This is a genomic window from Tsukamurella sp. 8F (assembly GCF_029167375.1).
GTDB lineage: Bacteria > Actinomycetota > Actinomycetes > Mycobacteriales > Mycobacteriaceae > Tsukamurella.
Genome location: NZ_JARFTP010000046.1, coordinates 1 through 24,974 on the forward strand (window position 1 = coordinate 1; position 24,974 = coordinate 24,974).

Genomic DNA, 24,974 nt, shown 5'->3' on the forward strand with positions numbered 1-24,974 from the left:
GCGGTCGCGGGCGCGGGCTACCCCCCCCCGCGCGCGCAGCAAGGGCACGGTGCTGCTGGTCCGGAACGGCAGCTGGGACGGTGCCGGCCTGCACCTGCACGCCGGGCTGCGCGGCTACACCGGGCTCGGGGCCCGACCCGGCAGAGGGCGGATCCGGACGGTCGATGTGGCGTACGCCGCGCGCGGCCGGGGCTGCCTCGGTGGGCGCGTGGGTACATCGGCCCAGGCTGCGGCTCTGGCGGTAGCGCGGTGACGCGCGCGGCGGTCGCCCCCGAGCGGGAGACCGCGACGCGGGTGCTGGCGCTGTGGTGCCCGGACTGGCCTGCGATAGCCGCGGCGACGGAGGCGGACCTGGCGCCGGATCGGCCGGTCGCTGTGCTCGCCGCGGGCCGGGTGGTGGCCTGCTCGGCTCCTGCACGGTCGGCGGGTGTGCGGCGCGGACTGCGGCGCCGCGAGGCACAGGCGCGATGCCCCGAGCTGCACGTCGCTGCCGACGACGGCGCCAGGGACGCCAGGGTCTTCGAGCCGATCGCGGCGGCGGTCGCGGAGCTGGTCCCGCTCATCGAGGTCGTGCGGCCGGGGCTGGTGGTGATGTCGGCGCGCGGCGCCGCCCGCTACTTCGGTGGCGAGGAGGAGGCCGCGGAGCGCCTGGTCGACGCGGTGTCCGCGGTCGGGGCGGAGTCCCAGGTCGGCGCGGCAGACGAGGTCTTCACCGCAGCATCGGCGGCGCGGCGCGGCGTGCTCGTGCCGCCCGGTGAGTCCGCCTCTTTCCTTGCGCCGCTGCCGATCATGGAGCTGGCCGCCGAACCTGCGCTGTGCTCGGGGGATGGGGACCGCGCCGAGCTGCTGGATCTGTTGCGCCGGCTGGGGTTACGTACCGTCGGCGCGTTTGCAGGACTGTCCGCGACGGATGTGGCCACCCGGTTCGGGCTGGACGCGATCGCTGCGCACCGGCAGGCGCGAGCGGTGGCAGACCGGCCACCGTCGACGCGGGCGCTGCCTCCGGGGCTCGAGGTGGAACTGTGCCCCGACCCGCCGATCGACCGGGTCGACGCAGCGGCCTTCGCCGGGCGAGCTCTGGCGGCGGAACTGCACGCCGGCCTGGCCTCGGCGGGGGTTGCGTGCCTGCGCCTGCAGGTCGACGCGGTGACGGCGAACGGTGAGCGGCACACCCGGGTCTGGCGGTGCGCGGAGCCGCTCACGCCGGAGGGCACGGCCGACCGGATCCGTTGGCAGCTCGACGGCTGGCTCACGGGAGGCCGGGGCAGCGGCGCCGGCCCGAGCGCCCCGGTCGTGCTGCTGCGTCTGGAACCCGTGGAGGTCGCGGATGCGGGGGCCACCGCGGTCGGTATCTGGGGCGGCGATGGTGACGGCGACGCGCGGTTCCGGCGAGCCCTAGTGCGGGTGCAGGGTCTCCTCGGCGGGGAGGCGGTGCGGGTCGGCGTGCGCAGCGGCGGTCGTGGCCCGGCGGAGCAGGTGACGTGGGTGCCGCTCGGCGATGCGCTGATCCCGGAACGGGACCCGTCGGCGCCCTGGCCCGGCAGGCTTCCGGAACCGGCGCCGACGGTACTGGTCACCGGTGCGCGAGTCGAGGTCGCTGATGCACGCGGGGAGCCGGTGCGAGTGACGGAGCGCGGCGTCTTCACCACGGAGCCGACGCATCTGGCCTGGGGAAGCCGTGGCTGGGCCCTCGGCTGGTGGGCGGGGCCGTGGCTGATCGACGAGCGCTGGTGGGAGCGTCGCGGGCAGGGAGGCTCCGACCCGTCATCGGCGGGAGCTGAGGCGCGGGCCCAGGTGCGTCTCGAAGAGGAGGGGGGTGGCCGAGCTCTGCTCCTGCACTATGTCGCCGGGGGGTGGGAGGTCGAGGGGATCTACGAATAGGCCGGTTCAGCCGTCGAACACCGACCAGCAGATGTCGTTGCGCAGCCGCTGATCGTCGAGCACCAGCTCGCGGACCGCGTCCGGGAGTTGCGTGCGCTGCCAGCGGCATTCGATGCGCCCGGCCGTGTCGGCTTGCCCGGCGGGGGCGGCTGCCCGCGCTGCCTTGATCGCGTAGGCGGCGGCGCCCAGGTCGTGCGCGGCGACGTGAGCGACGGCGCCGGCCTGCCCCGCTGCGTATGCGGCGTGCCGTGGTGCACCCGTCAGCTCGCGCGCCGCGCCCATCGCGTGGCCGCCTGCGGCCCGGGCCGCCATCATGCCCAGCTCGCCGCGCACCCAGGTGCGGGCGGCAGCGATCGCCTCGCGGGGCCGCGGATCGTCTGGCCGGACGGCCTCGAACAGCGGCAGGACGTGCTCCGCGCAGGTCGCGGCCCAGAGGGCGAGGAGGTGGTGATCCGCGTCGGTGAGGGTGCCGCCCCGGCGGATGGTCACGAGCCGTGGATCCCGAATCTTCGAGAGGATCACAGCAGCTTCCGTACGGTGTTGAGGTTGCGGCTGGTGGTGTGCGGGCCGATGCGCCGCACCCCGCTCGCCTTGCCCACTCGGCTCTGCAGCGTCTGGCCGCGCTCCACCTGCCAGTAGAGGCAGCCGTCGCCGGCCCGCGTCCGTTCCAGCTCGCCGTCGGTCTCCACGGCCGCGAGCTCCGCGAGCGCGTCGGAGTCGTCGACGATCATCAGGTAGTCGTGGTAGCCCTCGCGCGGCTCGAACGGATATGCGGCGGCGAGCTCGGCCAACAGCTCGCGGGTGAGCACGAAAACGATGGCCGTATACGAGTACCGCTCGGACAGAGCGGTTTCCAACTCCGCCCGAACCGCCGCCGGGTCGTCCGACGGCGATTCGAACACCACGTTGCCGCTAGCGAGCACGGTCCGAACGGCCTCGTGCCCGAGGCCGGACACGAGCCCGCGGAGGTCCGCCATCAGGATCTTGTTACCGCCGCCCACGTTGATCCCACGCAGCAGCGCCACATACGACGTCACGCCGACGACGCTACAGCGCAACAGCCCTTCGGCGCGTCGCGTAGAGACCACGCCCACGAAGTCCGGTCCGGGCTACTCCAGAACGGGGCTGCGCACGCTGCCCATCAGTAGGGGGAGGCCCGTCGCGGTGTCTACGACGGAGTATGCGAACGCCCGGTCCACGGAGACGGGATCCGGCTCGGGGCCGGTGGCCGGGGCCGGGGCCGGTGTCGCGGACCCGCTGGCATCAGGTTCGCCGATGACGGTGCCCCTCTCGCCGACGGTGAGCGCGGCCGCGAGTCGTGCATCGGATATGCGGGCCCGCGGCCCGAGCGCGTCGAGCGATGCCCCGGCCGAGAAGGCGTCCCGGACGGCGAGCGGCCCGGGCAGCCGGATCCACGTCGAGGTACGCCACCGGGGGAGGGAGATCCGGTGCTGTGCCGCCGGCGCCGCTGCGAGGGCGAGGCGTGCGGCCGTGAACGACTCCGGCGTCGTCACGTCGGAGAGCGGCCGGCCGCGCGGCGGCAGCACGATCTGCAGGGCGAGCGTTGTGCCGTAGTCCAGTTGCACGGCGTCGAATCCGGGCGCCCGCACGAGTCGCGCGGTGGAGGTGCCGTGCATCGTGGGGACGTTCGATGTGGTCCCGTCGGAATCGGTGAAGGGCGCGTTGGTGGTGTCCGCGACCTCGAACGGATAGCGCCATGCCGCAGCCAGGTAGGCAGTGGCGAGCATCGCGAACCGATCCCCGGCACCGGGTTCGAGCGGCGTGGACGTCCAGGTGCTGGCGCTGTTCACCGCTGCCCATTCACCGAGCGCGGTGCCGAGCATGGGCGCGCCGAGGTCCACCGGGTAGACACCGGTGTCGTAGTACTTCGACAGGGTGTCGAGATAGTGGTCGGACACCGCGTCGAGAGACGGCACGAGCACGGCGCGGCCGACCTGGAACAGTGGCGTGGCGGGCGGCGTGGACGCACTGACCGTACCGGGGTCGCCCGCCCACTGCTCCACCTGGCCGATGAACGCCGCCATGGTCCGGTCCAGATCCGACCCGTCGTCGCGCCGGACCGCTCCGAACCCGACGTCGTCGAGCTGCTTAGCGGTCGAACCTCTTGCCGCGTCACGTAATTCGGCGAGCAGTGACACAGCTGCCCACGGCGACACGACAGACCCCGCGCCGGACCGCTCGCTGCTCACCAGTTCCGCGCCGATACGGGTGGCGGCGTCGACCAGCGGGCCTGCGCCGCCCCGGCGGACCTCGTCGATTCCCACCTGCGCGAACGCGACTTTCGAGCGCCGCATGTCCATCGCGGGCGGCTTGCCCTGCGGGGACGAGCAGCCGGCGAGCAGCAGTACCGCTGCGAGCCCGATGGCGATCAGTTGCCGCGGACTACCCATGACGGACCTGACCGAGAAGTCGTTCACCGTTGTGCCACAGAACTTTCCGCATCCATGCATCACCGAGATCCAGACGTGTGAGCGCTTCGATCTGGTGCGCGTACTCGTAGGGGATGTTGGGGTAGTCGGTGCCGAAAACCACCTTGTCATCCAGTGCGGCAAGGCGATCGGGGTATCCCTTCGGCATGGGGTTCATCGCCTCCGTGAAATCCGTTGCGGCCATGGTCGTGTCCAGGTGTACGCGTTCGTACCGCTCGGCCAGGTCGGCGAACTCGTCGTACTCGGGCAGTCCGAGGTGGGCGATCACCAGAGTGAGGCCCGGATGCTTCGCCAGTAGCCGGGCCACACCCGACGGCCCCGTGTGTGGGCCCGGCACGGGGCCCGATCCCGCGTGCAGAACTACCGGGATCCGTCTCTCCGACAACAGCTCCCACGCCGGATCGAGCAGGGCATCGTCGGGTGCGAACACGCCGACCTGCACGTGCATCTTGAACAGGCGGGCGCCACCGGCGATGGCGGCCGCGACGTACTCGCCTACCTCGGGTTCGGGATACAGTGTGCCGCAATGGATCCCGTCGGGGACACGGCGTGCGAATCCGGCGCACCAATCGTTGAGCCACTGCGCCATGCCGGGCTTGTGCGGATACACGAGCGCGGGGATCGCGCGCACGCCGAACGACCGCAGCGTTGCGAGCCGAGTGTCCTCATCGAAACGGTAGCGGATCGGCCACGGCGTGCCGTACTCCTGCTCGGCCCGGTCGAAGAAGTCCCACACCTTGGCCAACATCGGCTCGGGCAGGAAGTGGACGTGGACGTCCGCCACGCCGGGCAGGCCGAGCTGCTCGAGGTAGGCGGCGATCTCCGCGTCGGTGCGCGGACCGGATGTCGTGCTCACCCGGCCAGGTTATCTGGCTCGGGTCTCCGTGGTCTCCGCCCTCAGGCGAGCTGGACGGATCGTTTCGCGAGCCCCATCCAGAACCCGTCGATCACCTGCTCGGGAACCTGCTCTGGATCGGATGAGGCGCCGAGCGCGACGAACAGCGGCGCGAAGTGCTCGACCGTCGGGTGCGCGTAGGGCATACCCGGGGCGGCGGTCTGAAAGCCCAGCAGCTGTTCGACGTCGCCGCGTGAGAGGGCGTCGCGAGCCCACGCGTCGAAATCGACCGACCAGCCGGGCGGTACAGCTCCCGGGCTCGGATCCGTGAGGAAGGGGAGCCCGTGGGTCGTGAAGCCGGAACCGATCACCAGGACCCCGGACTCGCGGAGCGGTCGCAGCCGGGAACCGAGATCGAGGAGGGACTGCGGGTCGAGCGTTGGCAGTGACATCTGCAGGACCGGCACGTCGGCATCGGGGAACATCACGGACAACGGGATGTACGCGCCGTGGTCGAGCCCGCGCTGCGAGCGGACCGGGTGCTGTCCGGCCGCGAGCCCTGCGACGGCGTCGGCCACGTCGGCGGCGACCGGCGCGTCGTAGGTCTGACGATAGAAGCGGTCGGGGAAGCCCCAGAAGTCGTACACGAGGGGTGTGTGCGGAGTCGTCGACGAGAGTCGCAGCGGTGCGGCCTCCCAGTGTGCCGACACGATGAGGATCGCCCGCGGTCTGGGCAGCTCGGCTCCCCAGCGGCGCAACTGGCCGACCCACATCGCGTCGTCGAGTAGCGGCGGCGCGCCGTGGCTGAGATACAGGACGGGCATCGAAGTCATGTCGCCTCCAGAATTGAAGCTTCAAGTACGTAGAGTGTAACGGTGTCCAACGACGGTCTGTTCCCCGAGCCGAACTGGTTGACCTCCCAGGAGATGGCAGCGTGGCGTCCCCTCATCACCGTCGCGATGCGTCTACCGGCCGCGCTGGACACGCAACTGCGGTCGGCGGGCATGACGCACTTCGAGTTCGCCGTGTTGGCCACGCTGTCGGAGGCGCCGGGGCGGGGAATGGGCCTGTCCCGCCTGGCGCGCGAGGTGAACGCCTCACCGTCGCGGTTGTCGCATGTACTGCGGCGCCTGCGCGACCGCGGATGGCTGGAGAGGGTGTCCGGCGGTCGCTCCGCGCGTGCGGTGCTCACCGATCCGGGGTTCGACGCGCTGTCGGCGGCCGCGCGTGGGCACGTCGACGAGGTCCGCCGCCTGGTATATGACGCCCTCGACGAGCGAGACGTCGCCGACCTCGCCCGGATCATGCCGAAGCTCGCCGCGGGGCTCGTTCCCGGCGCTGAGCCCGATTCCGACGTCGGCGAAGAAACCTAGCCCAGGATCCGTCCGAGCGGCCGCAACAGGAGGTCGCGCGGGAACTGCCCGCGCCGGGCGAGTGCGAGCCGGAACATCACATGGGACGCCAGGGCCGTCCGCTGTGCCGCGCGCATACGTAGCCTCTGATACCGGGCGAGTGCGGCCGGGACGTCCGCCGTGGAGGCCGGGCCCAGGGACTCCGCCAGGGCGGCCGCGTCGAGCAGGGTCTCGCACGCGCCCCGCCCGAGGTTCGGGGTCATCGCGTGTGCGGCGTCCCCGATCAACGCGAACCGGCCGCGCGTGATCCTGTGCAGCCTGGGCATCTCGCGCACCCGGTAGTGGAACACCGATTCCGTGTCGATCCGCCCGATCGTGTCCAGAACCCTCGGTGCCCAGCCGTCGTAGACGCGCTCGAGGAATCCGACGGGGTCGGCGTCGGGGTCGGGGGCGTCGTCCGCTACGGCTTCGGGGCGGAACTCCGAGTACCAGTTGATGAAGCCGCCGTCGCGGGGAGTTACGCCGAAGAGTCGGTCCGGGCCCCAGTACTCGGTGAACGATTCGGTGCTGCCGGGGCAACGTCCGATCACCACCTCGGCGGCGAGCGGCCGGGGTTCGATCCGCCGCCCGGCGACGACGGTGCGTGTGGCGCTGTGGATTCCGTCCGCCCCGATGACGACGTCGTGGTCGAGAGATCCCGGATCGCCCACTGTCGAACCGAATTCGATACCCGGGGCGTGCTCGGCCAGGGTCTCCAGCAGACGCGGCCGGGACAGGATCACCGTCGCACCCTTGGCGCGGATCCGCGGTCCGAGTGCACGCCCTGCGCCGTCCCGTATCTCGGCGACCTCCTGTGGGTGGCCGAGTTCGCGGACCCTTGCGCCGGCGCCGAGCCGGTTCAGAACGTCCATCGCCTCCGGCCACATCCCGAGCGCCGTGCCCGTCGCCGGGAGCGCGGGCGCGCGCTCGAACACCTCCACGTTCCAGCCCTGCGCGTCCAGGAATCCTGCCAGGGCCAGGCCGCCGATGCCGCCGCCGATCACTGCCGCTGTTGTCATACAGACACCATACTACATATGTAGTAGTAGGTATCGTCTGTGCGGTGAGCAGGCGCGACGAGGTGGCGGACGCGGCGATCGAGGTGCTCGGAAGGCGTGGTCTGAGGGGGCTCACGCATCGGGCGGTCGACGCGGCCGCCGGCGTTCCCGACGGGACGACGTCGAATCACTTCCGCTCGCGTGCCACGCTGATCCGGGGCGCGCTCGATCGCATGGTCCAGGCGGATCTGGGGTTCTGGGAGGTGCTCGCCGCGGCGGGTGCCCTACCGTCGACGCCCGACGAGGTCGCGCTCGCGACCGCCGAGTACGTCCGGGAGTGTGTGGGGCCCGGCAGGGTGCGCAGCGTGGCGCGTCTGAATCTGTTCGCGGAGGCCGCCGTCGACGGTGAGCTCGCGGCACCGCTACGTGCCGCTCGGCAGACGATCGAGGAGGCTGGGAAGCGTATCGGCGCGGCAGCGGGTTTCGAGACCGAGGCCGTCCTGGCGCTCATGGACCTCACCGACGCCCTGATCATCAGGACACTCGCTATGCGTCCCGACGGGCTGGATCCGCTTCCCGCACTGCGGCGTGCGGCTCGGGCACTTGCCGGGGAGGTGTGATGGCGACTGTGCGTGTGGCGGACCCGGATGTGGACGCCGCGCTCGTTGCGGCACTGCGGTACGCATCGGATCCGGTCGGCGAAGCCGATGCCGAATTCGTTGCGGCCGTGCGGGAGTGGTGGATAAGCGATGGCCGTACCGTGTTGTTGGAAGGTGCCGTCCCGACCGGCGGCACATGCGGCATGGTGACGCTGCACGAGTATCGACGGATGCCGCTGCCGGGCCGTGACGCCGGCAGGTGGGGCTACATCGGCCATCTGTTCGTGTTGCCGGCAGCGCGTGGCCAGGGCGTCGGTGCGGCTCTGGTGCGCGCGGCTCTTGATCTGGCGGGCGAGCGCGGATACCGGCGCGTGGTGTTGTCGCCGTCTGCGCGGTCGGTCCCGCTCTATCGCCGGCTGGGCTTCCGCGCCGCCGACGAGCTGATGGTGTGGGAACCCGGCCGGCGGCCGTAGTGGCGTCCACGTCCGAACGACGTGCGTCTGTGCCCTGGAACCTGCTAGCGCGGCCCGTACATGATCAGTCCGACGCCGACGAGAGCGATCAGTGAGCCCATCACGTCCCAGCGATCGGGGCGGAAGCCGTCGGCGACCATGCCCCACAACAGCGAACCGGCGATGAAGACCCCGCCGTATGCGGCGAGGATGCGGCCGAAGTTCGCGTCGGGCTGCAGGGTCGCGACTGCGCCGTACAGCCCGAGAGCGATCACCCCGCCGCCGACCCACAGCCAGCCGCGTGACTCGCGCAGTCCCTGCCAGACCAGCCAGGCGCCGCCGATCTCGAGGACGGCGGCGAGGCCGAACAGCAGGATGGACTTCGCGACGGTCACGCGCCTCACTGTAGGAGACGGCGGGGGAGACCGTGTGCGGCGGCGTCAGGCCGCCGCGGTGGTCACTCGGCGAGCTTGGCCGTGGCCTGTGCCCACAGGAAGAACTTGTTGGTGCCAAGATCCTTGACCGTCTTGATGTGGAAGGCCTCCTTCAGCAGGTCGGCCTGGCGGTCGGAGACACCCTGCAGGGCGGCGACGGGGGCGTCGGCGAGCTCCTCGATGCTCTTCTCCTCGTAGGCCTTGTCGAACTTGTCCTTGATGCCTGCCATGAGTGACTCCGTTCTCGATAGTGGATCGGCATAGTGCCAGGGCACACCGTAGAGGCCCGCAGAGCGGACTGGAAGGTATTCGCTCGGCGTGCTGTGCGAACTCCTGGTGAACTCGGGCGTATCGACCCTATTCGAACATGTGTACGATACATGATATGGGATTCGAATCGGGGCCGCGATGGTCGGAGATGGAGCGGATGTTGGCCGGCCGGCCGGCCGTGCGCATCCCCGGGGACGGACCGGGCGACGGTGGTGATGCCCCAGGATGGTCGCGGAAGCGCGATCCGTATGTACCCCTGCGGAGGCGGCGGGGGGAGTCCCGGGTGCCCTATGCGGAACTGCACGCGCACAGCGCATTCAGCTTCCTCGACGGAGCTGCGCTGCCGGAGGATATGGCCGAGCAGGCCCACGCGCTGGGGTTGAGGGCTCTGGCCATCACGGATCACAACGGCTTCTACGGGGTGGTGCGGTTCGCACAGGCGGCCAAAGAGCTGCGGGTGCCGACGGTGTTCGGTGCGGAACTATCGCTTGCTCGCGATGTGGAGCGGGTGGGGGCGACGGATCCGGAGGGGGCGCATCTGCTGGTGCTCGCGAAGGGGCCCGAGGGGTATCGGCGGCTGTCCCGGGTCACGGCTGCGGCGCACATGGCGGCGGGAGAGAAAGGCAGACTCCGCTTCGACCTCGACGAGCTCGAGGAGGCCGCAGGTGGTCACTGGCATATCCTCACCGGCTGCCGGAAAGGGACCGTACGGCGGGCACTGGAGACGGGCGCGGACGCTGCGACATCCGCGCTCGGCGATCTGGTCGACCGTTTCGGTGTCGACAACGTGAGCGTGGAGTTGACGTGCCACGGGGGTGCCGACGATGACGAACGCAATCATGCGCTGGCCGGCCTGGTGTCCAGGGTGGGTCTGACCTCCGGGGTGGGCGGAGGCCGTATCGCCACCACCGGAGCTCATTTCGCGTATCCGCGCCAGCGTCGGCTCGCGATGACCCTGGCGGCGATCCGAGCGCGACGGACCTTGGACGAGATGGACGGTTGGCTGCCTGCCGCGGGCGGCCCGCACCTACGATCGGGGGACGAGATGGCGCTGCTGTTGCCCGAGTTCCCGGGGGCCATCGCAGGTGCGGTCGAGCTGGCCGCCGAGTGTGCCTTCGACCTGGATCTCGTCGCACCGAACCTGCCGCCGTTCGACGTTCCGGACGGCCATACGGAGGAGACGTGGCTGCGCGAGCTCGTCCGCCGCGGCGCTCGTGAAAAGTACGGCTCGCCGGAGGAGGATCCCAAGGCACACAAGCAGATCGAGCATGAGTTAGCGGTTATCGAGAAGCTCGAGTTCCCCGGTTACTTCCTGATAGTCCACGACATCGTGCGGTTCTGCCACGACTACGACATCATGTGCCAGGGCAGGGGCAGCGCCGTCAATTCGGCGGTGTGCTACGCGCTGGGTATCACGACGATCGACCCGGTGGCCGAGAATCTGCTGTTCGAGCGGTTCCTCGCCCCGGATCGTGATGGTGACCCCGATATCGATGTGGACATAGAGTCGGATCGGCGCGAGGAGGTCATCCAGTACGTGTACGGCCGGTATGGGCGGCAGAACGCAGCGCAGGTGGCCAACGTCATCACCTACCGTGGACGCTCCTCCATACGGGATGTCGCTCGGGCCCTGGGATTCTCGCAGGGCCAGCAGGATGCGTGGAGCAAGAGCGTCAGCCGGCACCGGGATCGCGGGGAGACCTCCGACGCGGGTATCCCCGATGCCGTGGTGGAACTCGCGGACGAGGTCGCGAATCTTCCTCGGCACCTGGGCATCCATTCCGGCGGCATGGTGATCTGTGACCGCCCGATCGCGGACGTGTGCCCCACCGAGTGGGCGCGTATGGAGAACCGGAGCATCCTGCAGTGGGACAAAGACGACTGCGCAGCCGTGGGCCTGGTGAAGTTCGACCTGCTGGGGCTGGGGATGCTGAGCGCGCTGCACTATGCGGTGGATCTGTTGAGCGAACACAAACAGCTGGACATCGACTTCTCGGATCTGCGCCTCGACGATCCACAGGTGTACGAGATGCTCGGCCGCGCCGATTCGGTGGGGGTGTTCCAGGTGGAGTCGCGGGCACAGATGGCGACGTTGCCGCGGCTGAAGCCGAAGAGGTTCTACGACCTGGTGGTGGAGGTGGCCCTGATCCGCCCCGGCCCTATCCAGGGCGGGTCGGTGCACCCGTACATCCGGCGCTACAACGGCTTGGAGGAGCCTCGGGTCGAGCACGAATCGATGTGGGCTGCGCTCGATCGCACCCTCGGCGTACCGCTGTTCCAGGAGCAGCTGATGCAGCTTTCGGTGGATGTCGCCGGGTTCACCGCAGCCGAGGCGGATCAACTGCGCCGTGCGATGGGAGCCAAACGCTCGCCGGAGCGGATGGAGCGGCTGCGCGAGCGGTTCTACGACGGAGCGAGACGGAGACACGATATCGGCCCCGAACTAGCGGGCAGGATATTCGAGAAGCTCTGTGCGTTCGCTAATTTCGGCTTCCCTGAGAGTCACGCCCAATCGTTCGCGTCGCTGGTGTACTACTCGTCCTGGCTCAAGCTCTATCACCCTGCGGCGTTCTGCGCTGCGCTGCTGCGTGCCCAGCCGATGGGCTTCTACTCGCCGCAGTCGTTGATCGCTGATGCGCGGCGGCATGGGGTGACGGTGCACCGACCCGATGTGAATCGGAGCCTGTCGTGGCCGAACCTGGAGAGGGAGGGGGAGGAGGTGCGGCTCGGTCTGGCCGGCGTGCGTGGCATCGGAGACGATCTCGCCGAGCGCATCGTGGAGGAGCGTGACGATCGCGGGCCCTTCGCCGATCTGCTGGATCTCACGGGCCGGGTCGAACTCACCGCCGCGCAGGCGGAGGCGCTCGCCACCGCGGGTGCGTTCGCATGCTTCGGTGGAAGCCTCCGTCAGGCGCTGTGGGCGGCGGGAGCCGCGGCCCGTGAGCGCCCGGACCGCTTGCCGGGTATGGCGACCGCCGGCGTATCGCCCATGTTGCCGGGCCTGACCGATACCGAACTAGCGGCCGCCGACGTATGGGCGACGGGGGTCACCGTCGACGTCTATCCGACACAGTTCCTCCGTCCCCGCCTCGACGCGCTCGGCGTCGTCCCGGCCGATCGCCTGTTGCACGTGTCCGACGGCGCCCGGGTCCTCGTCGGCGGCGCCGTCACCCACCGGCAGCGCCCGGCGACGGCGGGCGGGGTCACCTTCGTCAACCTCGAGGACGAGACGGGCATGGTGAACGTCATGTGCAGTCGAGGACTTTGGGCGCGGTACCGAATGGTGGCGCAGACCGCCCCGGCCCTACTGGTACGCGGCACGGTGCAGAACGCGGAGGGTGTGGTCACCGTCGTCGCCGATCGTCTGCAACGCATGGATCTCTCCGTACGCCACACCTCCCGCGACTGGCAGTGACAAGCGTCCAGGCTCGTGACTTAGTGACCATTGGTCCTTAATGGTTTAGGGTGACCTCATGCGCGTGACGGGATCGATATCGAATCGGACGAGTTCGCAGGTAGCCGTGGCGATTCTGGCTCTGATCCTGGCGATGGTCGCGAGTGGATGCACAGGGCGCCCCGAGTCGAGGCCGTCGGGTGGCGCGACACATCGTTCTGTGCAGACCGACTACGGAGCCGTCGTGATCCCCGGGGCGATCAATCGGGTCGTGGCACTCTCGTCGGACTGGCTCGGCACGATGCTTGCCGTCCACGCGCCGGTCGTCGGCTACCGGACCGACGGGCCCGCCGTCGCGATGGCAGCGGCTCCTTGGCTGGGGGCCGCGCTACCCGGCGGAGCCGTCCGGTTGACCGGGCGACTCGACATCGAACGGATCGCAGCGCTCCGACCGGACTTGATCGTGGGGCCCGAGTGGTTGGTCGGCAGAGGCGAGTACGACAGGCTGAGTGCGCTCGCCCCGACGATCATCGACGACGACTCGGGCGCCGGCACGTCGTCCGGTTCCTGGGAGCGCCAACTCGCTACCGCGGGAAAAGCATTGGACCGCGATGTCGGACCGATCCGCACCCGGCTGTACTCGCGCATACGGGACACTGCGCGACGGCATCCGCAGATCGCGGGCCGCACGTTCGCCCTCGCGGCCGCCGCCGGTACGCAAGTGGCAGTGACCAGTAGCGGCGATGCGTCGGCGGCGAAGTTCCTCGGTTCTCTGGGTATGCATCTCGTCGACATCCCCGGTGCCGCCGGTCGACTGCGGACCGTCATATCACCTGAGAACAGACGGACCCTCGATGATGCGTACCTGCTGATCATCGGCGCCGCGGGGGCGCCTGCGGGAGCGCTCGGCACCTTCACGGCGCAGCGTCCCGCGAACAGTCCCACGCTGGTCGCGGACCTACCGCTGCTGAACGCCTTCAACATCCCCGATGCCTCGTCGATCCCCATCCTCCTGGACAGGCTCGACACGGTCCTGCCTACAGGAGGCTGACGGCGCCGGGTGCGTAGTCCGACGGCATCATCGCGGTCCACGGGTCATCGTGCCCAGCCGGATCCGCTCGACCGACTCGAACCGGATGTCCCGGACGCGTGGGAGGTCGCCCCACATGATGCGGGCACCCGGCAGTCGCATGAGAGGTCCTACGACGGCACGGAAGCGCGCGATCTCGTCGGGGGTGCTCCGGCGTGGGGTACTGACGGTACCGGTCAGTCGCACGCCCGGCGACTCGCGAAAGCCACCGCGCGCCAGGGCGTTCAGCCATCGGATCGGGCCGCTGTCGACGGCGAGCACGGCGACGCGCGGGTCTGCCCCGACGTTGTGTGCGAGCCGCGTATTGAAGACGTCGAAGTACAGGCCGGTGTGGGATTCCGCGTCCAGGAGGAGCGATCCGATCGGCGTGACATGCGGCGTGCCATCGGTGTTGCGCGATGCGACGGCACAGTGCAGAGACGATCGAACGCAGCGTCGGACCGTGCGGCGCGCGAACTCCCAATCGGCTTCCCGGATGCTCACGTGCGGCTCGTCGCGAAGATGGTGCCCTGCGCTATCGCACACAGCTCCGGATCGGAATCGGTTGCTTCGAGCCATATCTCGGCTGTGCACACCGCATGACGTGCGGTATGGCGTGCTACCGAACCCACCGCACGAAGACTTCCGGCGCGGGCTGCGCGCAGATAGCTGACATCCACGCCGGCGGTGATGACGCCGGTGCCCAATACGCTGCCCGCCGCGAATGTCACCACGTTGTCGGCGAGGAACGCCAGCACGCCCCCGTGCACCACCCCGTACTGCTGTCGATGATGGTCGGCGATGTCGAGGACGAGTTCGGCGCGGCCGTCGCCGAAGTCTGTGAGCTCCGCGCCGACCACGGTGTTGAACGCCTGGGCGGCGAGGATCTCTCGTGCGGCCGCGAGTGGGTCATCGGTGGTGAGGGACATGACGGCACCTTTCTAGAGAGAAGTCTCTAAAACAGGTCTAGCATAGGATCGGATCCCGTGGGAAGGCCGACGCTGCACGATTCCGATGCGCTGCTCGACGCAGCGGTGCGACTGTTCGCGCGGGATGGTGTGCGCGGCCTGACCGTCGCGGCGGTGGCGCGGGAGGCCAAGGCGCCCAGTGGATCCGTCTACCATCGCTTCCCGGACCGGCCGAGCCTCCTGGCCGCGGTGTGGCTGCGCACGGTTCGCCGGTTCCACGATGCCTACGTCGCCGAGATCGGAGACGGGGTGACGCCCGAGACCGCGGTAGCTGGGGCGGCCTGGACCGTCGCCTGGTGCCGCGAGCATCTCGGTGAGGCGCTGGTGCTGCAGGCCGGGGCGACGGCATTCGACGCCGGCGCGTGGCCGCAGACGGCGGCGCACCGATGGGAGGCGCTGCAGGCGGAACAGGCTGCCGCGATCGGGGAGTTCGTGAGAAGCGTTGCAGCGCAATCGGGCACGACGAGCGCCGATGTGGCATTCGCGATGTTCGACCTGCCGCTCGCGGTGGTCCGACCGCATTTGATCGAGGGCGCGGTTCCACCGGCGGATGCCGTCGACGCGGCCGCGAGAATGGCTTCGGCCATCCTGGGGTGCGCTGACCCCCTGCCCTAGACAGCCGTGCGCCGGTCGGCGCCGTCAGTTCTTCAAGCAGTGCCTGGTGCCCGGGACGCAGAGGTCGGTGCCGCCCGACGATCCGGCGCCGGGCTTGACGCGTGCGGTCGTGGTGGTCTCCGGCGCCGCCGTCGTCGGGGCGACCGTCGTCGGGGCGACCGTCGTCGGGGGTGCAGTGATCACCGGCACGGAGATCACAGGCGGTGTCACGGTCTTCGTCGGCTCCTGCGCCTTGCTCGTGGTCTCGGGAGGCTCCGTTGCGGTCGCCTTCGTCGTGGTCCCGCGAGCGGGCGTGGTCGTCTCCGCCGATGTCGACACGGTGCTCGCCGGCCCTCCGTCCCCGGTCGTGCCCTTCCCGGCCCCGGACGTCTTCGTCGCCGGCTTGCCGCTCTCGGCCTTCTTCGACTGGGACGTCTCGACCGCGGACTTCGACGCGCCCACCGAGTCCTTCGCCCCCGACGTGGTCGTAGAGGTGGTCGCCGCGTCGGGCGTCGACGAGCCGAAGAGGGTGCCCGGCAGGTCGACGACGCCGGGCGCCTTACGGCCGCCGGCCGCGGCGACAGCCGAGGGATCGGCGATCTGCCCGAGCCTCGCCGATCTGCCGGTGCCGGTGACGAACAGAGGGGTCACGATGTTGGGCACCGTGTTCACGTTGCCGACCACCTGCTGGCCGGGCAGGGCGGTCGAGCCACCGTCGCGTGCGTCGCGTCGCATCGGTGGGAGGACGACCCCCGGGAAGACCGGCGGGGTGTAGACGCCGGCCGAGGCCGACACCGTGAAGTAGGGCAGTAGCGGCGGGGCGACGTATGCCTGGCCCTTGACCTCGACTGCGGCGCCCGGGGTGACGCCCCAGATCGGGTAGTAGGGCACGCGGTCGCGGGGGTCGGGCTTGGCCTGTGGGTTGCCGTTTATGTTGATGGTGATGGAGACGTTGATGATGGGCTGGGGCTTGGGGCGGTGCCAGTCGGGCGGGTAGACCCACATGACGGGGGTGTCGGGGTGCCAGCCGCGGTCCCACCAGGGGCGTGGGTAGTCGGCGTGCTCCCAGGGGCGGTCGCGGTCGCCGGGGTACCAGGGCCTGACGCCGAGCTGGCGGCCGTAGAGGCTCCAGCAGGTCTGCGCCTGCACGTCCTCCGGCGCTCGATACCCGCGCCACGTGCCCGTGTTGCAGATCTGCTGGTAGGCGGTGAGGACCTCGCCGGTGTAGCCCCACGGCTTCTGATCGGCGGGGCGCTGCATCGGCGCCGGCGGAGCCTGCGTCTCCGCGGCAGGCACCACCAGGCCGGGAACGGTGGGGGCAGGCGGGTAGTAGACGGTCGTATCGTTCGAGGTGGACGTGATCGTGCCCTGCTGGAGGCCGTTGTTGGCGACCGCCTGCGCGGCGACTGCGTCGCCGATCATCGTGACACCCGAAGGCGGCACAGGGACACCGCCGGTCTGCGGTGCGCTCGGGTTGCCGGTGAACTGGTCGCCGACCACAGGCGCGAACGACACCGCCTGGCTGCCGTCCGACGACGAACTGCAGCCGGTGAGCGTGGCCGCGACCGCGACTGCGGCGAGCGCCGCCGCGCCGAACGAAGTGGTACGCATGTGACCTTCCCCCGAGCCTCTCGATTCCAGATCCACCTGGTAGTTCCCCAGCGGACCGGGGATCGTTACAGCGGTTCACGCTAACACCGCGGCCCCGAGGTGCTGCTCGAGCCGCTCACCAGGCGATATCGCGTGCGCCACGGAGCCGGTCCGGGCGGCGGAAACCTGTCGGTGGGCGATGGCATGCTGTCGTCGTGGCCATGCGACCGGACGTTCCCGCACAGTGGGTGGAGCGGCTCGACAGGATCCTGTCGGCGTTCCCCGAGTGCCGGCGTGAGGCGGCTTGGGTCGGCACGCGGTGGCGGGTCAAGGCGTCCACGGTGGCTCATGTGTTCGGCGGCGAGGACCAGCTCTTCCGGATCGTGTTCCACACCGAGCCGTCCGAGTTGCCCGCGTTCGAGAACATGGGGCCGCCGTACTTCCGTGCCGGGTGGGGCGCCACCACGGTGGGCATCCTGCTCGACGACGAGACCGATTGGGGAGAGCTGGCCGAGTTACTCACGGACTCGTACTGTGCGCAGGCACCGGTCGCCCTGTCGGAGCTGGTCGACCGCCCGGAGTCGTAACCGGGCGAAACGCCCGGTTAGACTGACCGCCATCGTCGGTGCCCACCTCGAACCGGAGGTGGGCCGAGAGAGGGAACCCGGTGTGATTCCGGGACTGCCCCGCAGCGGTGACCGGGAACGACAGCGACCAACAGCACTGGGTATCAACCCGGGAAGCGGCCGTCGGTAGGAGCGCGTGAGCGCGTGCCCGGGAGTCCGAAGACCTGCCGACGTGGCCGCCGGAGGGCGGTCGCTCATCGGCCCCGAGGGATACGGTCGGTGCGGCGGACGACGGTGCCTGCGCGGCCCGGCCCGGCGCATCCCCCGCGGAGTCGCGGACGAAGGGACGAGATGCGGCCACCCGGGCGCACGGCGGCGGTGGCCGCTGCCCTGTTGGTGTTGCTAGTCGCCGTCGCAGCCCTGGGTGTCTCGGTGGGAACCGTCCGCATCCCTGTCGCCTCCACCGCGCACTTCCTGTGGGCCGAGCTCACGGGAGGCACGGTCGCCGCACAGGACGCGACGCGGTATCGCATCGTCGTCGACTCCCGCGTGCCGCGAGTGCTGAGCGCGGCGCTCGTCGGCGCCGCGCTGAGCACCGTCGGCGTCGCGGTGCAGGCCATGGTCCGCAACGCCCTCGCCGATCCGTACGTGCTGGGGATCTCCTCGGGTGCGTCGGTCGGGGCGACGGGTGTGGTTCTGTTCGGGGTGTTCGGTGCGCTGGGCGTGTACGCACTGCCGGCCGCCGCGTTCCTCGGCGCATCAGCTGCGACCGCCCTCGTGTATCTGATCGCGCAGTCCGCCGACCGGCTGTCGCCGCTGCGCCTGGTACTCACGGGAACGGCTCTGGGATACGGTTTCTCGGCCGTGACCACGGTGCTGGTGTTCCTTGCGCCGCGCGGCGATGCAGCGCGCAGCGTCATGTTCTGGCTGCTGGGCAGCCTCTCCGCATCGACCTGGCGCACTACCGCTCTGGTGGCCGTCGCCGCGGCGGCCGCGGTAGCCGTGCTCCCCTGCTACGCGTCGCGTCTCAACGCCCTGGCACTCGGTGACGAGGCGGCCACGTCGATGGGCGTGCACGTGCACCGATTACGCGTGGGACTGTTCGTTCTCACGGCGGCGGTCACGGGCATCGTCGTATCGGTTTGCGGCGCGATAGGTTTCGTGGGTCTCGTGGTCCCGCACGTGGCACGCCTACTCGTGGGCGGTGACCACCGCCGCGTGCTGGTGGTCGCGCCGGCGCTCGGCGCGGTGTTCCTGGTGGCGGCCGACATCGCCGCACGCACCGTGGTCCCGCCTCAGGAGCTGCCGATCGGAGCGGTCACTGCTGCGGTGGGAGTGCCCCTCTTCGTGGTCCTTTTGCGTCGCCGCCTGGCGGGGGTATAGGCCTATGCGCGTCGAGTACAACGGGGTCGGGGTGTCGATCGGGGGCGCTCGCATAGTCCACGACGCGACTCTGGCCGCTGAGCCGGGGGAGTTCGTCGGAATCGTCGGGCCGAACGGCAGCGGCAAATCGACGCTACTGCGCTGCCTGTACCGAACGCTCACGCCGGACGCAGGCGACGTCACGGTCGACGGCACGGACGTGCGCGCTGTCTCCCTGCGGGAGAACGCCCGTCGTGTCGCCGCCGTGACCCAGGTTCCACCCTTCGATATCGGGTTCAGCGCGCGCGAGGTCGTCCGGACGGGACGCCTTCCACATGCCGACGGTGCAGATGCGGACCGGCAGGCGATCGCAGACGCGCTGCGCGCGGCCGACGCCGAACAACTCGCCGACCGCGCATTCGCCACGCTGTCCGGCGGTGAAGCTCAGCGCGTGCTCATCGCGCGGGCGTTCGCGCAGCAACCCCGCGTGCTCGTGCTCGATGAGCCGACCAACCATCTCGACGTGCGATACCAGCTCTCGGTGCTACGCGCGGCCCGGGACCTCGGCGTGACCGTCGTAGCGGTGTTGCATGACCTCAACCTGGCCGCTCAGTTCTGCGACCGTCTGTACGTGGTCTCCGGCGGGCGGCTGGTGTGCTCCGGTACCCCGCGCGAGGTGCTCACGCCCCAAGCGCTGCGGCGATGGTTCCAGGTTCGCGCATACGTGATCGACCATCCCCGCCTGCGTGTGCCGCAGGTGGTCTTCGACGAGGAGGAAGAATGAGAACGTTCACGACGGCGATCGGCGTCGGCCTGGCCGGGCTGTTGCTCGCGGGTTGCGGAGCGAGGGTGCAGGAGGCGGGTCCGTCCGCGAGCTCAGGACCGGGCACGACGGTGACCAACTGCGGTGCCCCACTGAAGATCCCGTCCGTGCCCCGGAGAGTGGTGGCCAATGACACGGGGATCACCGAGCTCCTGTTCGCGCTGGGCCTCGGGAACCACATGGCTGGATACACGACGTATGACGGCAAACACGTCGATTACGAGACCTCGCCCTGGCGAACGGATTTCGACACCGTGCACAACCTGGGCACGGCATTCACGCGCGAGGTGATCCAGGCCGCCGAACCGGACTTCGTATTCGCCGGATGGAACTACGGCTTCAAAGAGGCCACCGGGGTGACTCCGGACTGGATCCGCTCGATCGGCGCGGTCCCGTATCAGCTCACGGAGGCGTGCCGCCAGCCGGGAACGACGAAACGGGGAATCATGCCCCCGCTCGACGCCCTGTACGCCGACATCACCAACCTGGGCCGGATCTTCGGTGTGCAGGACCGCGCGGAGAAGCTGGTCACCGACTACCGTGCCCGGATCGATGCGGTGAGTAAGCAGGCCCCGGCGAGGAAGGCGCGGGTGTTCCTCTTCGACAGCGCGTCCCCGGATCCGTTCACGGCGGGCCGCGAGGCCACGCCGCAGGCGATCATCGACGCGGCGGGCGCGGAGAACGTCTCCGCCGACCTCGACGACTCGTGGGTGACCACGTCCTGGGAGGCGGCGGCACAGAGCGACCCGCAGGTCATCGTCATCGTCGATTACGGTGTCGGGCAGGAGAACACGCCGCAGGCCAAGATCGCGCAGCTACGTTCGCAGCCGTTGATGGCCGGGACGACCGCGGTACGGCAGGGCAACTACCTCGTACTGCCGTACGCTGCGCTGGTCGAGGGACCGCGGACACCGGACAGCGTCGAGAGGCTCGCGAAGTACCTGCGCGGCAAGGGGATGTGACAGCACGCGGGGACGAGAGCTCCCGGTCTTGACTGTGACGTTACGTCACATGTTCACCATGGAGGCATGAAGGTAAGGGAGCTCGCAGACATCGCGGGGACCACGGTCCGTACGGTCCGCCACTACCACCATGTCGGGCTGCTGCCCGTGCCACCGCCGGCGGGAGCTACGCGAGACTACGGGCTCGACCATCTGGCACGCGTGCTGCGCGTCCGCTGGCTGGTGGGAACGGGCATGTCGCTGGCGGCGATCGGGGAGACGCTCGGCGCGATGGGGCCGGCGCCGGGTGCGCCCGGCCTCGACGAGCTCACTGCGACGCTGGCGGACATCGACCTGAAGATGGCCGAGCTGACGCGCCAGCGCGAGCGCGTCGCGGCGCTTGTCGAACGTGCCCGCGCAGGCGACGAGGTGAATCCCCTCCCACCGGCCTTCGCGCGGTTGTATGCCCGGATGATCCCGCGCCTGCCGACGGAGCGGGCACGCCGTGCCGCGGAGAACGAGCGCAAGGTCGTCACGATTCTCGCCCTGCGAGGCATGATCCCCGAGGGATTGGAGTGCCTGGCCGACGAGGTCGGAGAGGACGACCACTCGGACATCGAGTCCATGTTCGTGGCGTTCGCCGATCTCGGGTTGGAGGGCCGCGACGATGCGGCGGCCGATGCGCGAGCGGCACTGTTGCGGTTCGTCGACCGCCACGAGGACACGGTGGTGCAGATCCTGCGCTCGGCGCCGCGCGGCCCGGCCGGTGCTGCCATGTGGGCGCTGCTGCGGCGCCTCGCGATACTCGGCTACCCGGCACCGGCACAGCGCCGGTTCTTAGACGCGGTGCCGGAGTTGCTCGATGAGCGGCCGCGCCTGCGCGCAGCCTTCGATGGCACGGACCTCGGGGCGCCGCGGTGAATCCCGTCGAGATCCGGGGCCTGGTCAAGCGTTTCGGGCGGTTCACGGCAGTCGACGACCTCGATCTCGAGGTGCGGTCCGGCACCGTGCACGGATTCCTCGGCCCGAATGGGGCGGGAAAGTCCACGACGATCCGCGCGCTGCTGGGCCTGTACCGGCGCGACGGGGGCAGTGTGACGGTGCTCGGCCGGGATCCCGCCGTCGATGCCCCCGCCGTCACGCGCCGCGTGTCCTACGTACCGGGAGATGTCGCGCTGTGGCCCAACCTGACTGGCTCCGAGGTGCTGGACGCCCTGGGCGGTCTTCGGCGGGCCCGCGACCGGGCAGCGGAGAGTGCCCTCATCGAGCGGTTCGCGCTCGATCCCGGTCGGCGGGTGCGGACCTACTCGAAGGGCAACCGCCAGAAACTCGCGCTGGTCGCCGCCTTCGCCGCGCCGACCGATCTGCTGGTGCTCGACGAGCCGACCAGCGGCCTGGATCCCTTGATGGAGAGGGTGTTCGGCGAATGCGTCGCCGAGGCAACGGCGTCCGGCCGGTCCGTGCTGCTGTCGAGCCACATCCTCGGCGAGGTCGAGCGCCTGTGCAGTGACGTGACGATCATCAAGGACGGCCGGTCCGTCGAATCCGGGCCGCTCGTCCGGCTGCGCCATCTCTCGGCCACCACGGTCACCGCCCAGACCGACGGCCCGCCGCCGGCCGGACTGCGTTCGGGACTCGAAGCCCTCGGCCTCGAGCCGGATGTCGACGGCGGACGCTGCTCGTGCGCGGTGCCCCGCGAGCGGGTGCCCGACGTACTGGGGCTGCTGTCCGGGCTCCGTCTCACCGATGTCACCTGCACACCGGCAAGTCTGGAGGATCTGTTCCTCCGCTACTACGCTGCGGCTGCGCGATGACCGGCACTCTCGCCCTCGCCCGGCTGCTATTGCGCCGCAACCGGATTCGAATCGCCGCGTGGACCGTCCCCCTGGTACTGCTGGTCGCGGTGACGGTGCCCGGCTACGCCTCCACGTACCCGTCGCTCTCCGAACGCGGTCCACTGGTGCGGCAGCTGCGGGACACCGTCGCCACCAAGGTGCTGTACGGCCAGCTCCCGCTGCCCGGAACCCTCGGCCAGCTCGCACAATGGGAGACCGGAACCTATGTGGTGCTGTCGGTCTCGGTGATGGCCGTGGTCCTGGCAGTCTCGTTCACCAGGCGCGACGAGGACTGCGGGCTCACAGAACTCGCGAACGCGGCCGGCGTCGGACGGTGGGCGCAGACGTGCGCATCGGCGCTCGTTCTCACGGGCGTCTTCGTGGCGCTCGGGGCGATCACCTCCGGGGTGCTCGCGATCGAGTCGGTAGGCCACCCGGGTGACCTCACGCTCCCTGGCGCGGCGTGTTTCGGTGCGGTGGTGGCGCTGGTCGGAATCGGTACGGCGGCCCAGACGATGCTGGTCGCGGAGATCCTGTGGGATGCGCACTCGGCGCTGCGGATCGCGTGGGTGGTCGTCGGGACGGGGTTCGCGGCGCGGGTTCTCGCAGATTTTACCTCGCTGACGTGGCTACGGACGCTCACATGGTTCGGTGTGCGGGACCTCGTGCGGCCGTATAGCGACGACCGGGTCCTGCCGCTCGTCGCCGGTGCCGTGGTGGCGTCGGTGCTCGGCGCTCTGGCGGCTCTCGCGCACGCACGACGGGAGTTCGGGGCCGGCCTGGTGCACCTGTCGGTGCGACCGGGACGTCCGTTGCGGATCCGCTCAGCGTTCGGACTCGCATGGCGACTCGACAGGGGGCGCCTCATGATATGGGCGGCACCGGCGGTGGCGATCTCGGCGCTGTTCGGCGGGATGAGCCACGGGCTCGTCGGGCTGCTGCGCGACGACGCCGGCACCGCTGACCTGCTGCATCGTATGACTGCATCGAGCGATCCTGTGCGACAGTATTTCTCGTTCAGTTACGTGTTCGTGGCGATCCTGCCTCTGGTCTACGGTGTCGCGACGGTGCTCCGCGTCCGTGCGGATGAGCGGGCGGGGCTCGTCGATGTGCAACTGGCCACGGGAGTCTCGCGGTGGCGGCCCCTTGCGGGGCGCACCGTCGAGGCTGCGGCGGGCGCGGTGGCGCTGCTCGTGCTCGGGGCGGCGGTGCAACCGCTGACGGCCCGAGCGGTGCTGGGCGGGGCACCGTCGGGCGGCTCGGTGCAGTGGGCGTTCTGGGCGCCGCTGTGCCAGGTTCCCGGCGTCGTCGCCGCGGCCGGCCTCGCCGGGCTCGCCGTGGGGGTTGCGCCGCGCCTCGCCGGGGCGGTGTGGATCGTCGTCGCCTGGAGCGGCTTCGCCGTGCTGCTCGGCGCTCTCGCACGGGTGCCCGACGGCATCCGTCGGATCGCGGTGCTCGGACATCTGCCGCCGGCGACGACCGGTGCGGCAGTGGTCCTGATCGCCGGCGGTATCGGCGCGGCGCTGTGCGGCTGGGCTGCGATGACGGTGCGCGACGTGATCGCGGGCTGACACCTACCCCCGCGGGACTCCGAACGCCTCGGCGTAGCGTGTCTCGAGCTCGTGTACGTCTGCGGCGGAAGGCATTCCGGAGGGCCTGCCGTCGATCGCGGCCGCGAGGCGGGCGAGGCAGACGTGGTAGCCGGCCGCCGGATCGGGGGTGCCCGCCGCGTCTGCGCCGGAGCCGAGCCAGACGGTGAGTACGAGGTGGGTACCGTCTGCGTCCGGCAGGAGTTCGTAACGCAGTCGTTCCGCTTCCCAACGGAATTCGAGGGTCTCGGGCGGCTCCCATACGAGCAGCTTCCCGGTGAGAGTCGCGGGGAATTCCGGCATCCCGATCTCTTCCGTCGCGTAGGCCATCGCCTCCGGCCAGAAGGTGAATATCAGCTCGTCACCGGAGTCTCCGAGGCCCGTGATGTCGGTGGGGAACCAGCTCCGCAGACTGTTCGACTCGGTGATGGCCCGCCATACCTTTTCAACCGGATGCCGCAGCCTCCGTTCGTATCTCACGGCAATCTCGCCGCCGTCGTGAACAAGTTCGCCCAGGCGGTCGTGCGTAGCGGATGACATGTCCTACTCCAAATCGTCGAGGTGTCGTTCGAGTGCGTCGAGGCGGTCCGCCCAGATCTCGCGGAACGGTGCCAGCCACGCCTCTAGCTGCCGCAGCCCGTCCGGGGCCAAGGTGTAATACCGTCGCGGGCCGTCGATCCGAGCTTCGACCAGGGACGCGCGGCCGAGCATCCGCAGATGCTTCGACACGTTCGGCTGGGCGACGCCCAGGGCGTCGGCGAGTTCACCGACCGAGTGCCCGCCGCCGCGTAGCAGATCCATGATCCGCCGTCGCGTCGGGTCTCCGATCACCGTGAACACGTTCTGCTCGGCCACCCGTATAATATGCCGCATGAGCTATATTCCTGTCAAGGAATATAGCCGCACAAGAATCGGGGGGCGCCCCCCCCCCCC

General features: G+C 70.0%; 27 protein-coding genes, 1 pseudogene and 1 riboswitch. Of the genes and pseudogenes, 15 read left to right on the forward strand and 13 right to left on the reverse strand.

The genetic code is table 11. The annotated features are described in order from the left end of the window. Both P0W64_RS21265 and P0W64_RS21270 read left to right on the forward strand, forming a co-directional pair. Positions 1–253, forward strand: a pseudogene (locus tag P0W64_RS21265) (hypothetical protein); the annotation flags it as partial. Then, the gene (locus P0W64_RS21270; RefSeq protein WP_275482182.1) at positions 250–1,881 is read left to right on the forward strand and encodes a DNA polymerase Y family protein; all 1,632 of its coding nucleotides are present in this window, start codon (positions 250–252) and stop codon (positions 1,879–1,881) included. The pseudogene P0W64_RS21265 and the gene P0W64_RS21270, both read left to right, overlap by 4 nt. 6 nt (positions 1,882–1,887) lie before the next feature. Here the strand turns inward: P0W64_RS21270 and P0W64_RS21275 are convergent, their stop codons facing one another. From P0W64_RS21275 to P0W64_RS21295, 5 genes are all read right to left on the reverse strand, one after another. Then, complete coding sequence (locus P0W64_RS21275; protein WP_275482183.1) at positions 1,888–2,403, reverse strand: putative immunity protein; 516 nt, start codon at positions 2,401–2,403, stop codon at positions 1,888–1,890. Beyond that, a complete protein-coding gene (locus P0W64_RS21280; RefSeq protein WP_275482184.1) occupies positions 2,400–2,918 on the reverse strand; it encodes a DUF1697 domain-containing protein in 519 nt (172 codons plus the stop codon). The genes P0W64_RS21275 and P0W64_RS21280 overlap by 4 nt, the downstream gene beginning before the upstream one ends. A gap of 72 nt (positions 2,919–2,990) precedes the next feature. Beyond that, positions 2,991–4,292 carry a serpin family protein gene (locus P0W64_RS21285; RefSeq protein ID WP_275482185.1) on the reverse strand — a complete coding sequence of 434 codons (1,302 nt, stop codon included), beginning with the start codon at positions 4,290–4,292 and terminating at the stop codon, positions 2,991–2,993. Continuing rightward, complete coding sequence (locus P0W64_RS21290) at positions 4,285–5,187, reverse strand: amidohydrolase family protein (protein WP_275482186.1); 903 nt, start codon at positions 5,185–5,187, stop codon at positions 4,285–4,287. The genes P0W64_RS21285 and P0W64_RS21290 overlap by 8 nt, the downstream gene beginning before the upstream one ends. Before the next feature lie 41 nt (positions 5,188–5,228). Next, positions 5,229–5,999 (reverse strand): class III extradiol ring-cleavage dioxygenase, encoded by a 771-nt coding sequence (locus P0W64_RS21295; protein ID WP_275482187.1) that lies wholly within the window; start codon positions 5,997–5,999, stop codon positions 5,229–5,231. Between the two features lie 42 nt (positions 6,000–6,041). Between P0W64_RS21295 and P0W64_RS21300 the strand changes: the two genes are divergently transcribed. Then, entirely contained in the window at positions 6,042–6,539 is a 498-nt protein-coding gene (locus P0W64_RS21300; RefSeq protein WP_275482188.1) for a MarR family transcriptional regulator, read from the forward strand. Here the strand turns inward: P0W64_RS21300 and P0W64_RS21305 are convergent. Continuing rightward, complete coding sequence (locus P0W64_RS21305; protein WP_275482189.1) at positions 6,536–7,576, reverse strand: NAD(P)/FAD-dependent oxidoreductase; 1,041 nt, start codon at positions 7,574–7,576, stop codon at positions 6,536–6,538. The genes P0W64_RS21300 and P0W64_RS21305 overlap by 4 nt on opposite strands. A gap of 44 nt (positions 7,577–7,620) precedes the next feature. Between P0W64_RS21305 and P0W64_RS21310 the strand changes: the two genes are divergently transcribed. Further along, the gene (locus tag P0W64_RS21310) at positions 7,621–8,175 is read left to right on the forward strand and encodes a TetR family transcriptional regulator (protein WP_275482190.1); all 555 of its coding nucleotides are present in this window, start codon (positions 7,621–7,623) and stop codon (positions 8,173–8,175) included. Then, positions 8,175–8,627 carry a GNAT family N-acetyltransferase gene (locus P0W64_RS21315; RefSeq protein WP_275482191.1) on the forward strand — a complete coding sequence of 151 codons (453 nt, stop codon included), beginning with the start codon at positions 8,175–8,177 and terminating at the stop codon, positions 8,625–8,627. Before P0W64_RS21310 ends, P0W64_RS21315 begins: the two co-directional genes overlap by 1 nt. A gap of 44 nt (positions 8,628–8,671) precedes the next feature. Here P0W64_RS21315 and P0W64_RS21320 read toward each other — a convergent pair whose 3' ends face one another. Continuing rightward, positions 8,672–9,001, reverse strand: coding sequence for a YnfA family protein (locus tag P0W64_RS21320; protein WP_275482192.1), 330 nt, complete (start codon positions 8,999–9,001; stop codon positions 8,672–8,674). A 62-nt stretch (positions 9,002–9,063) separates the two neighbouring features. Beyond that, positions 9,064–9,270, reverse strand: coding sequence for a hypothetical protein (locus tag P0W64_RS21325; RefSeq protein ID WP_275482193.1), 207 nt, complete (start codon positions 9,268–9,270; stop codon positions 9,064–9,066). Between the two features lie 155 nt (positions 9,271–9,425). Between P0W64_RS21325 and P0W64_RS21330 the strand changes: the two genes are divergently transcribed. Both P0W64_RS21330 and P0W64_RS21335 read left to right on the forward strand, forming a co-directional pair. After that, on the forward strand, positions 9,426–12,725 hold the full coding sequence (locus P0W64_RS21330; RefSeq protein ID WP_275482194.1) for an error-prone DNA polymerase: 3,300 nt from the start codon (positions 9,426–9,428) through the stop codon (positions 12,723–12,725). Positions 12,726–12,783: 58 nt separating this feature from the next. After that, on the forward strand, positions 12,784–13,755 hold the full coding sequence (locus tag P0W64_RS21335; protein WP_275482195.1) for an ABC transporter substrate-binding protein: 972 nt from the start codon (positions 12,784–12,786) through the stop codon (positions 13,753–13,755). Positions 13,756–13,782: 27 nt separating this feature from the next. Here P0W64_RS21335 and P0W64_RS21340 read toward each other — a convergent pair whose 3' ends face one another. Together P0W64_RS21340 and P0W64_RS21345 are read right to left on the reverse strand one after the other, a co-directional pair. Further along, on the reverse strand, positions 13,783–14,277 hold the full coding sequence (locus tag P0W64_RS21340) for a pyridoxamine 5'-phosphate oxidase family protein (RefSeq protein ID WP_275482196.1): 495 nt from the start codon (positions 14,275–14,277) through the stop codon (positions 13,783–13,785). Continuing rightward, complete coding sequence (locus P0W64_RS21345) at positions 14,274–14,702, reverse strand: PaaI family thioesterase (protein ID WP_275482197.1); 429 nt, start codon at positions 14,700–14,702, stop codon at positions 14,274–14,276. Before P0W64_RS21345 ends, P0W64_RS21340 begins: the two co-directional genes overlap by 4 nt. Positions 14,703–14,759: 57 nt before the next feature. On the opposite strand from P0W64_RS21345, the gene P0W64_RS21350 reads away from it, so the two are divergent. Then, positions 14,760–15,356 carry a TetR/AcrR family transcriptional regulator gene (locus P0W64_RS21350; protein ID WP_275482198.1) on the forward strand — a complete coding sequence of 199 codons (597 nt, stop codon included), beginning with the start codon at positions 14,760–14,762 and terminating at the stop codon, positions 15,354–15,356. A gap of 24 nt (positions 15,357–15,380) precedes the next feature. Here P0W64_RS21350 and P0W64_RS21355 read toward each other — a convergent pair whose 3' ends face one another. Next, the gene (locus P0W64_RS21355) at positions 15,381–16,946 is read right to left on the reverse strand and encodes a hypothetical protein (protein ID WP_275482199.1); all 1,566 of its coding nucleotides are present in this window, start codon (positions 16,944–16,946) and stop codon (positions 15,381–15,383) included. 200 nt (positions 16,947–17,146) lie between these two features. Here P0W64_RS21355 and P0W64_RS21360 point away from each other — a divergent pair, with 200 nt between their 5' ends. The 7 genes from P0W64_RS21360 (at position 17,147) to P0W64_RS21390 (ending at position 24,023) form a co-directional block, all read left to right on the forward strand. Further along, complete coding sequence (locus tag P0W64_RS21360) at positions 17,147–17,512, forward strand: MmcQ/YjbR family DNA-binding protein (protein WP_275482208.1); 366 nt, start codon at positions 17,147–17,149, stop codon at positions 17,510–17,512. Positions 17,513–17,531: 19 nt separating this feature from the next. Then, positions 17,532–17,738, forward strand: a riboswitch (cobalamin riboswitch). A 104-nt stretch (positions 17,739–17,842) separates the two neighbouring features. Continuing rightward, the gene (locus P0W64_RS21365) at positions 17,843–18,874 is read left to right on the forward strand and encodes an iron ABC transporter permease (protein WP_275482200.1); all 1,032 of its coding nucleotides are present in this window, start codon (positions 17,843–17,845) and stop codon (positions 18,872–18,874) included. A gap of 4 nt (positions 18,875–18,878) precedes the next feature. Beyond that, complete coding sequence (locus P0W64_RS21370; protein WP_275482201.1) at positions 18,879–19,637, forward strand: ABC transporter ATP-binding protein; 759 nt, start codon at positions 18,879–18,881, stop codon at positions 19,635–19,637. Further along, on the forward strand, positions 19,634–20,638 hold the full coding sequence (locus P0W64_RS21375; protein ID WP_275482202.1) for an ABC transporter substrate-binding protein: 1,005 nt from the start codon (positions 19,634–19,636) through the stop codon (positions 20,636–20,638). The genes P0W64_RS21370 and P0W64_RS21375 overlap by 4 nt, the downstream gene beginning before the upstream one ends. A gap of 66 nt (positions 20,639–20,704) precedes the next feature. Further along, positions 20,705–21,538, forward strand: a complete 834-nt coding sequence (locus P0W64_RS21380; protein ID WP_275482203.1) for a MerR family transcriptional regulator — start codon at positions 20,705–20,707, stop codon at positions 21,536–21,538. Further along, positions 21,535–22,431, forward strand: a complete 897-nt coding sequence (locus P0W64_RS21385) for an ABC transporter ATP-binding protein (protein ID WP_275482204.1) — start codon at positions 21,535–21,537, stop codon at positions 22,429–22,431. The genes P0W64_RS21380 and P0W64_RS21385 overlap by 4 nt, the downstream gene beginning before the upstream one ends. After that, entirely contained in the window at positions 22,428–24,023 is a 1,596-nt protein-coding gene (locus tag P0W64_RS21390; RefSeq protein WP_275482205.1) for a hypothetical protein, read from the forward strand. Before P0W64_RS21385 ends, P0W64_RS21390 begins: the two co-directional genes overlap by 4 nt. A gap of 3 nt (positions 24,024–24,026) precedes the next feature. On the opposite strand, the gene P0W64_RS21395 is transcribed toward P0W64_RS21390, so the two are convergent. Beyond that, the gene (locus tag P0W64_RS21395) at positions 24,027–24,521 is read right to left on the reverse strand and encodes an SRPBCC domain-containing protein (protein ID WP_275482206.1); all 495 of its coding nucleotides are present in this window, start codon (positions 24,519–24,521) and stop codon (positions 24,027–24,029) included. Between the two features lie 63 nt (positions 24,522–24,584). Next, a complete protein-coding gene (locus tag P0W64_RS21400) occupies positions 24,585–24,896 on the reverse strand; it encodes a metalloregulator ArsR/SmtB family transcription factor (protein WP_275482207.1) in 312 nt (103 codons plus the stop codon). Positions 24,897–24,974: the final 78 nt, after the last annotated feature.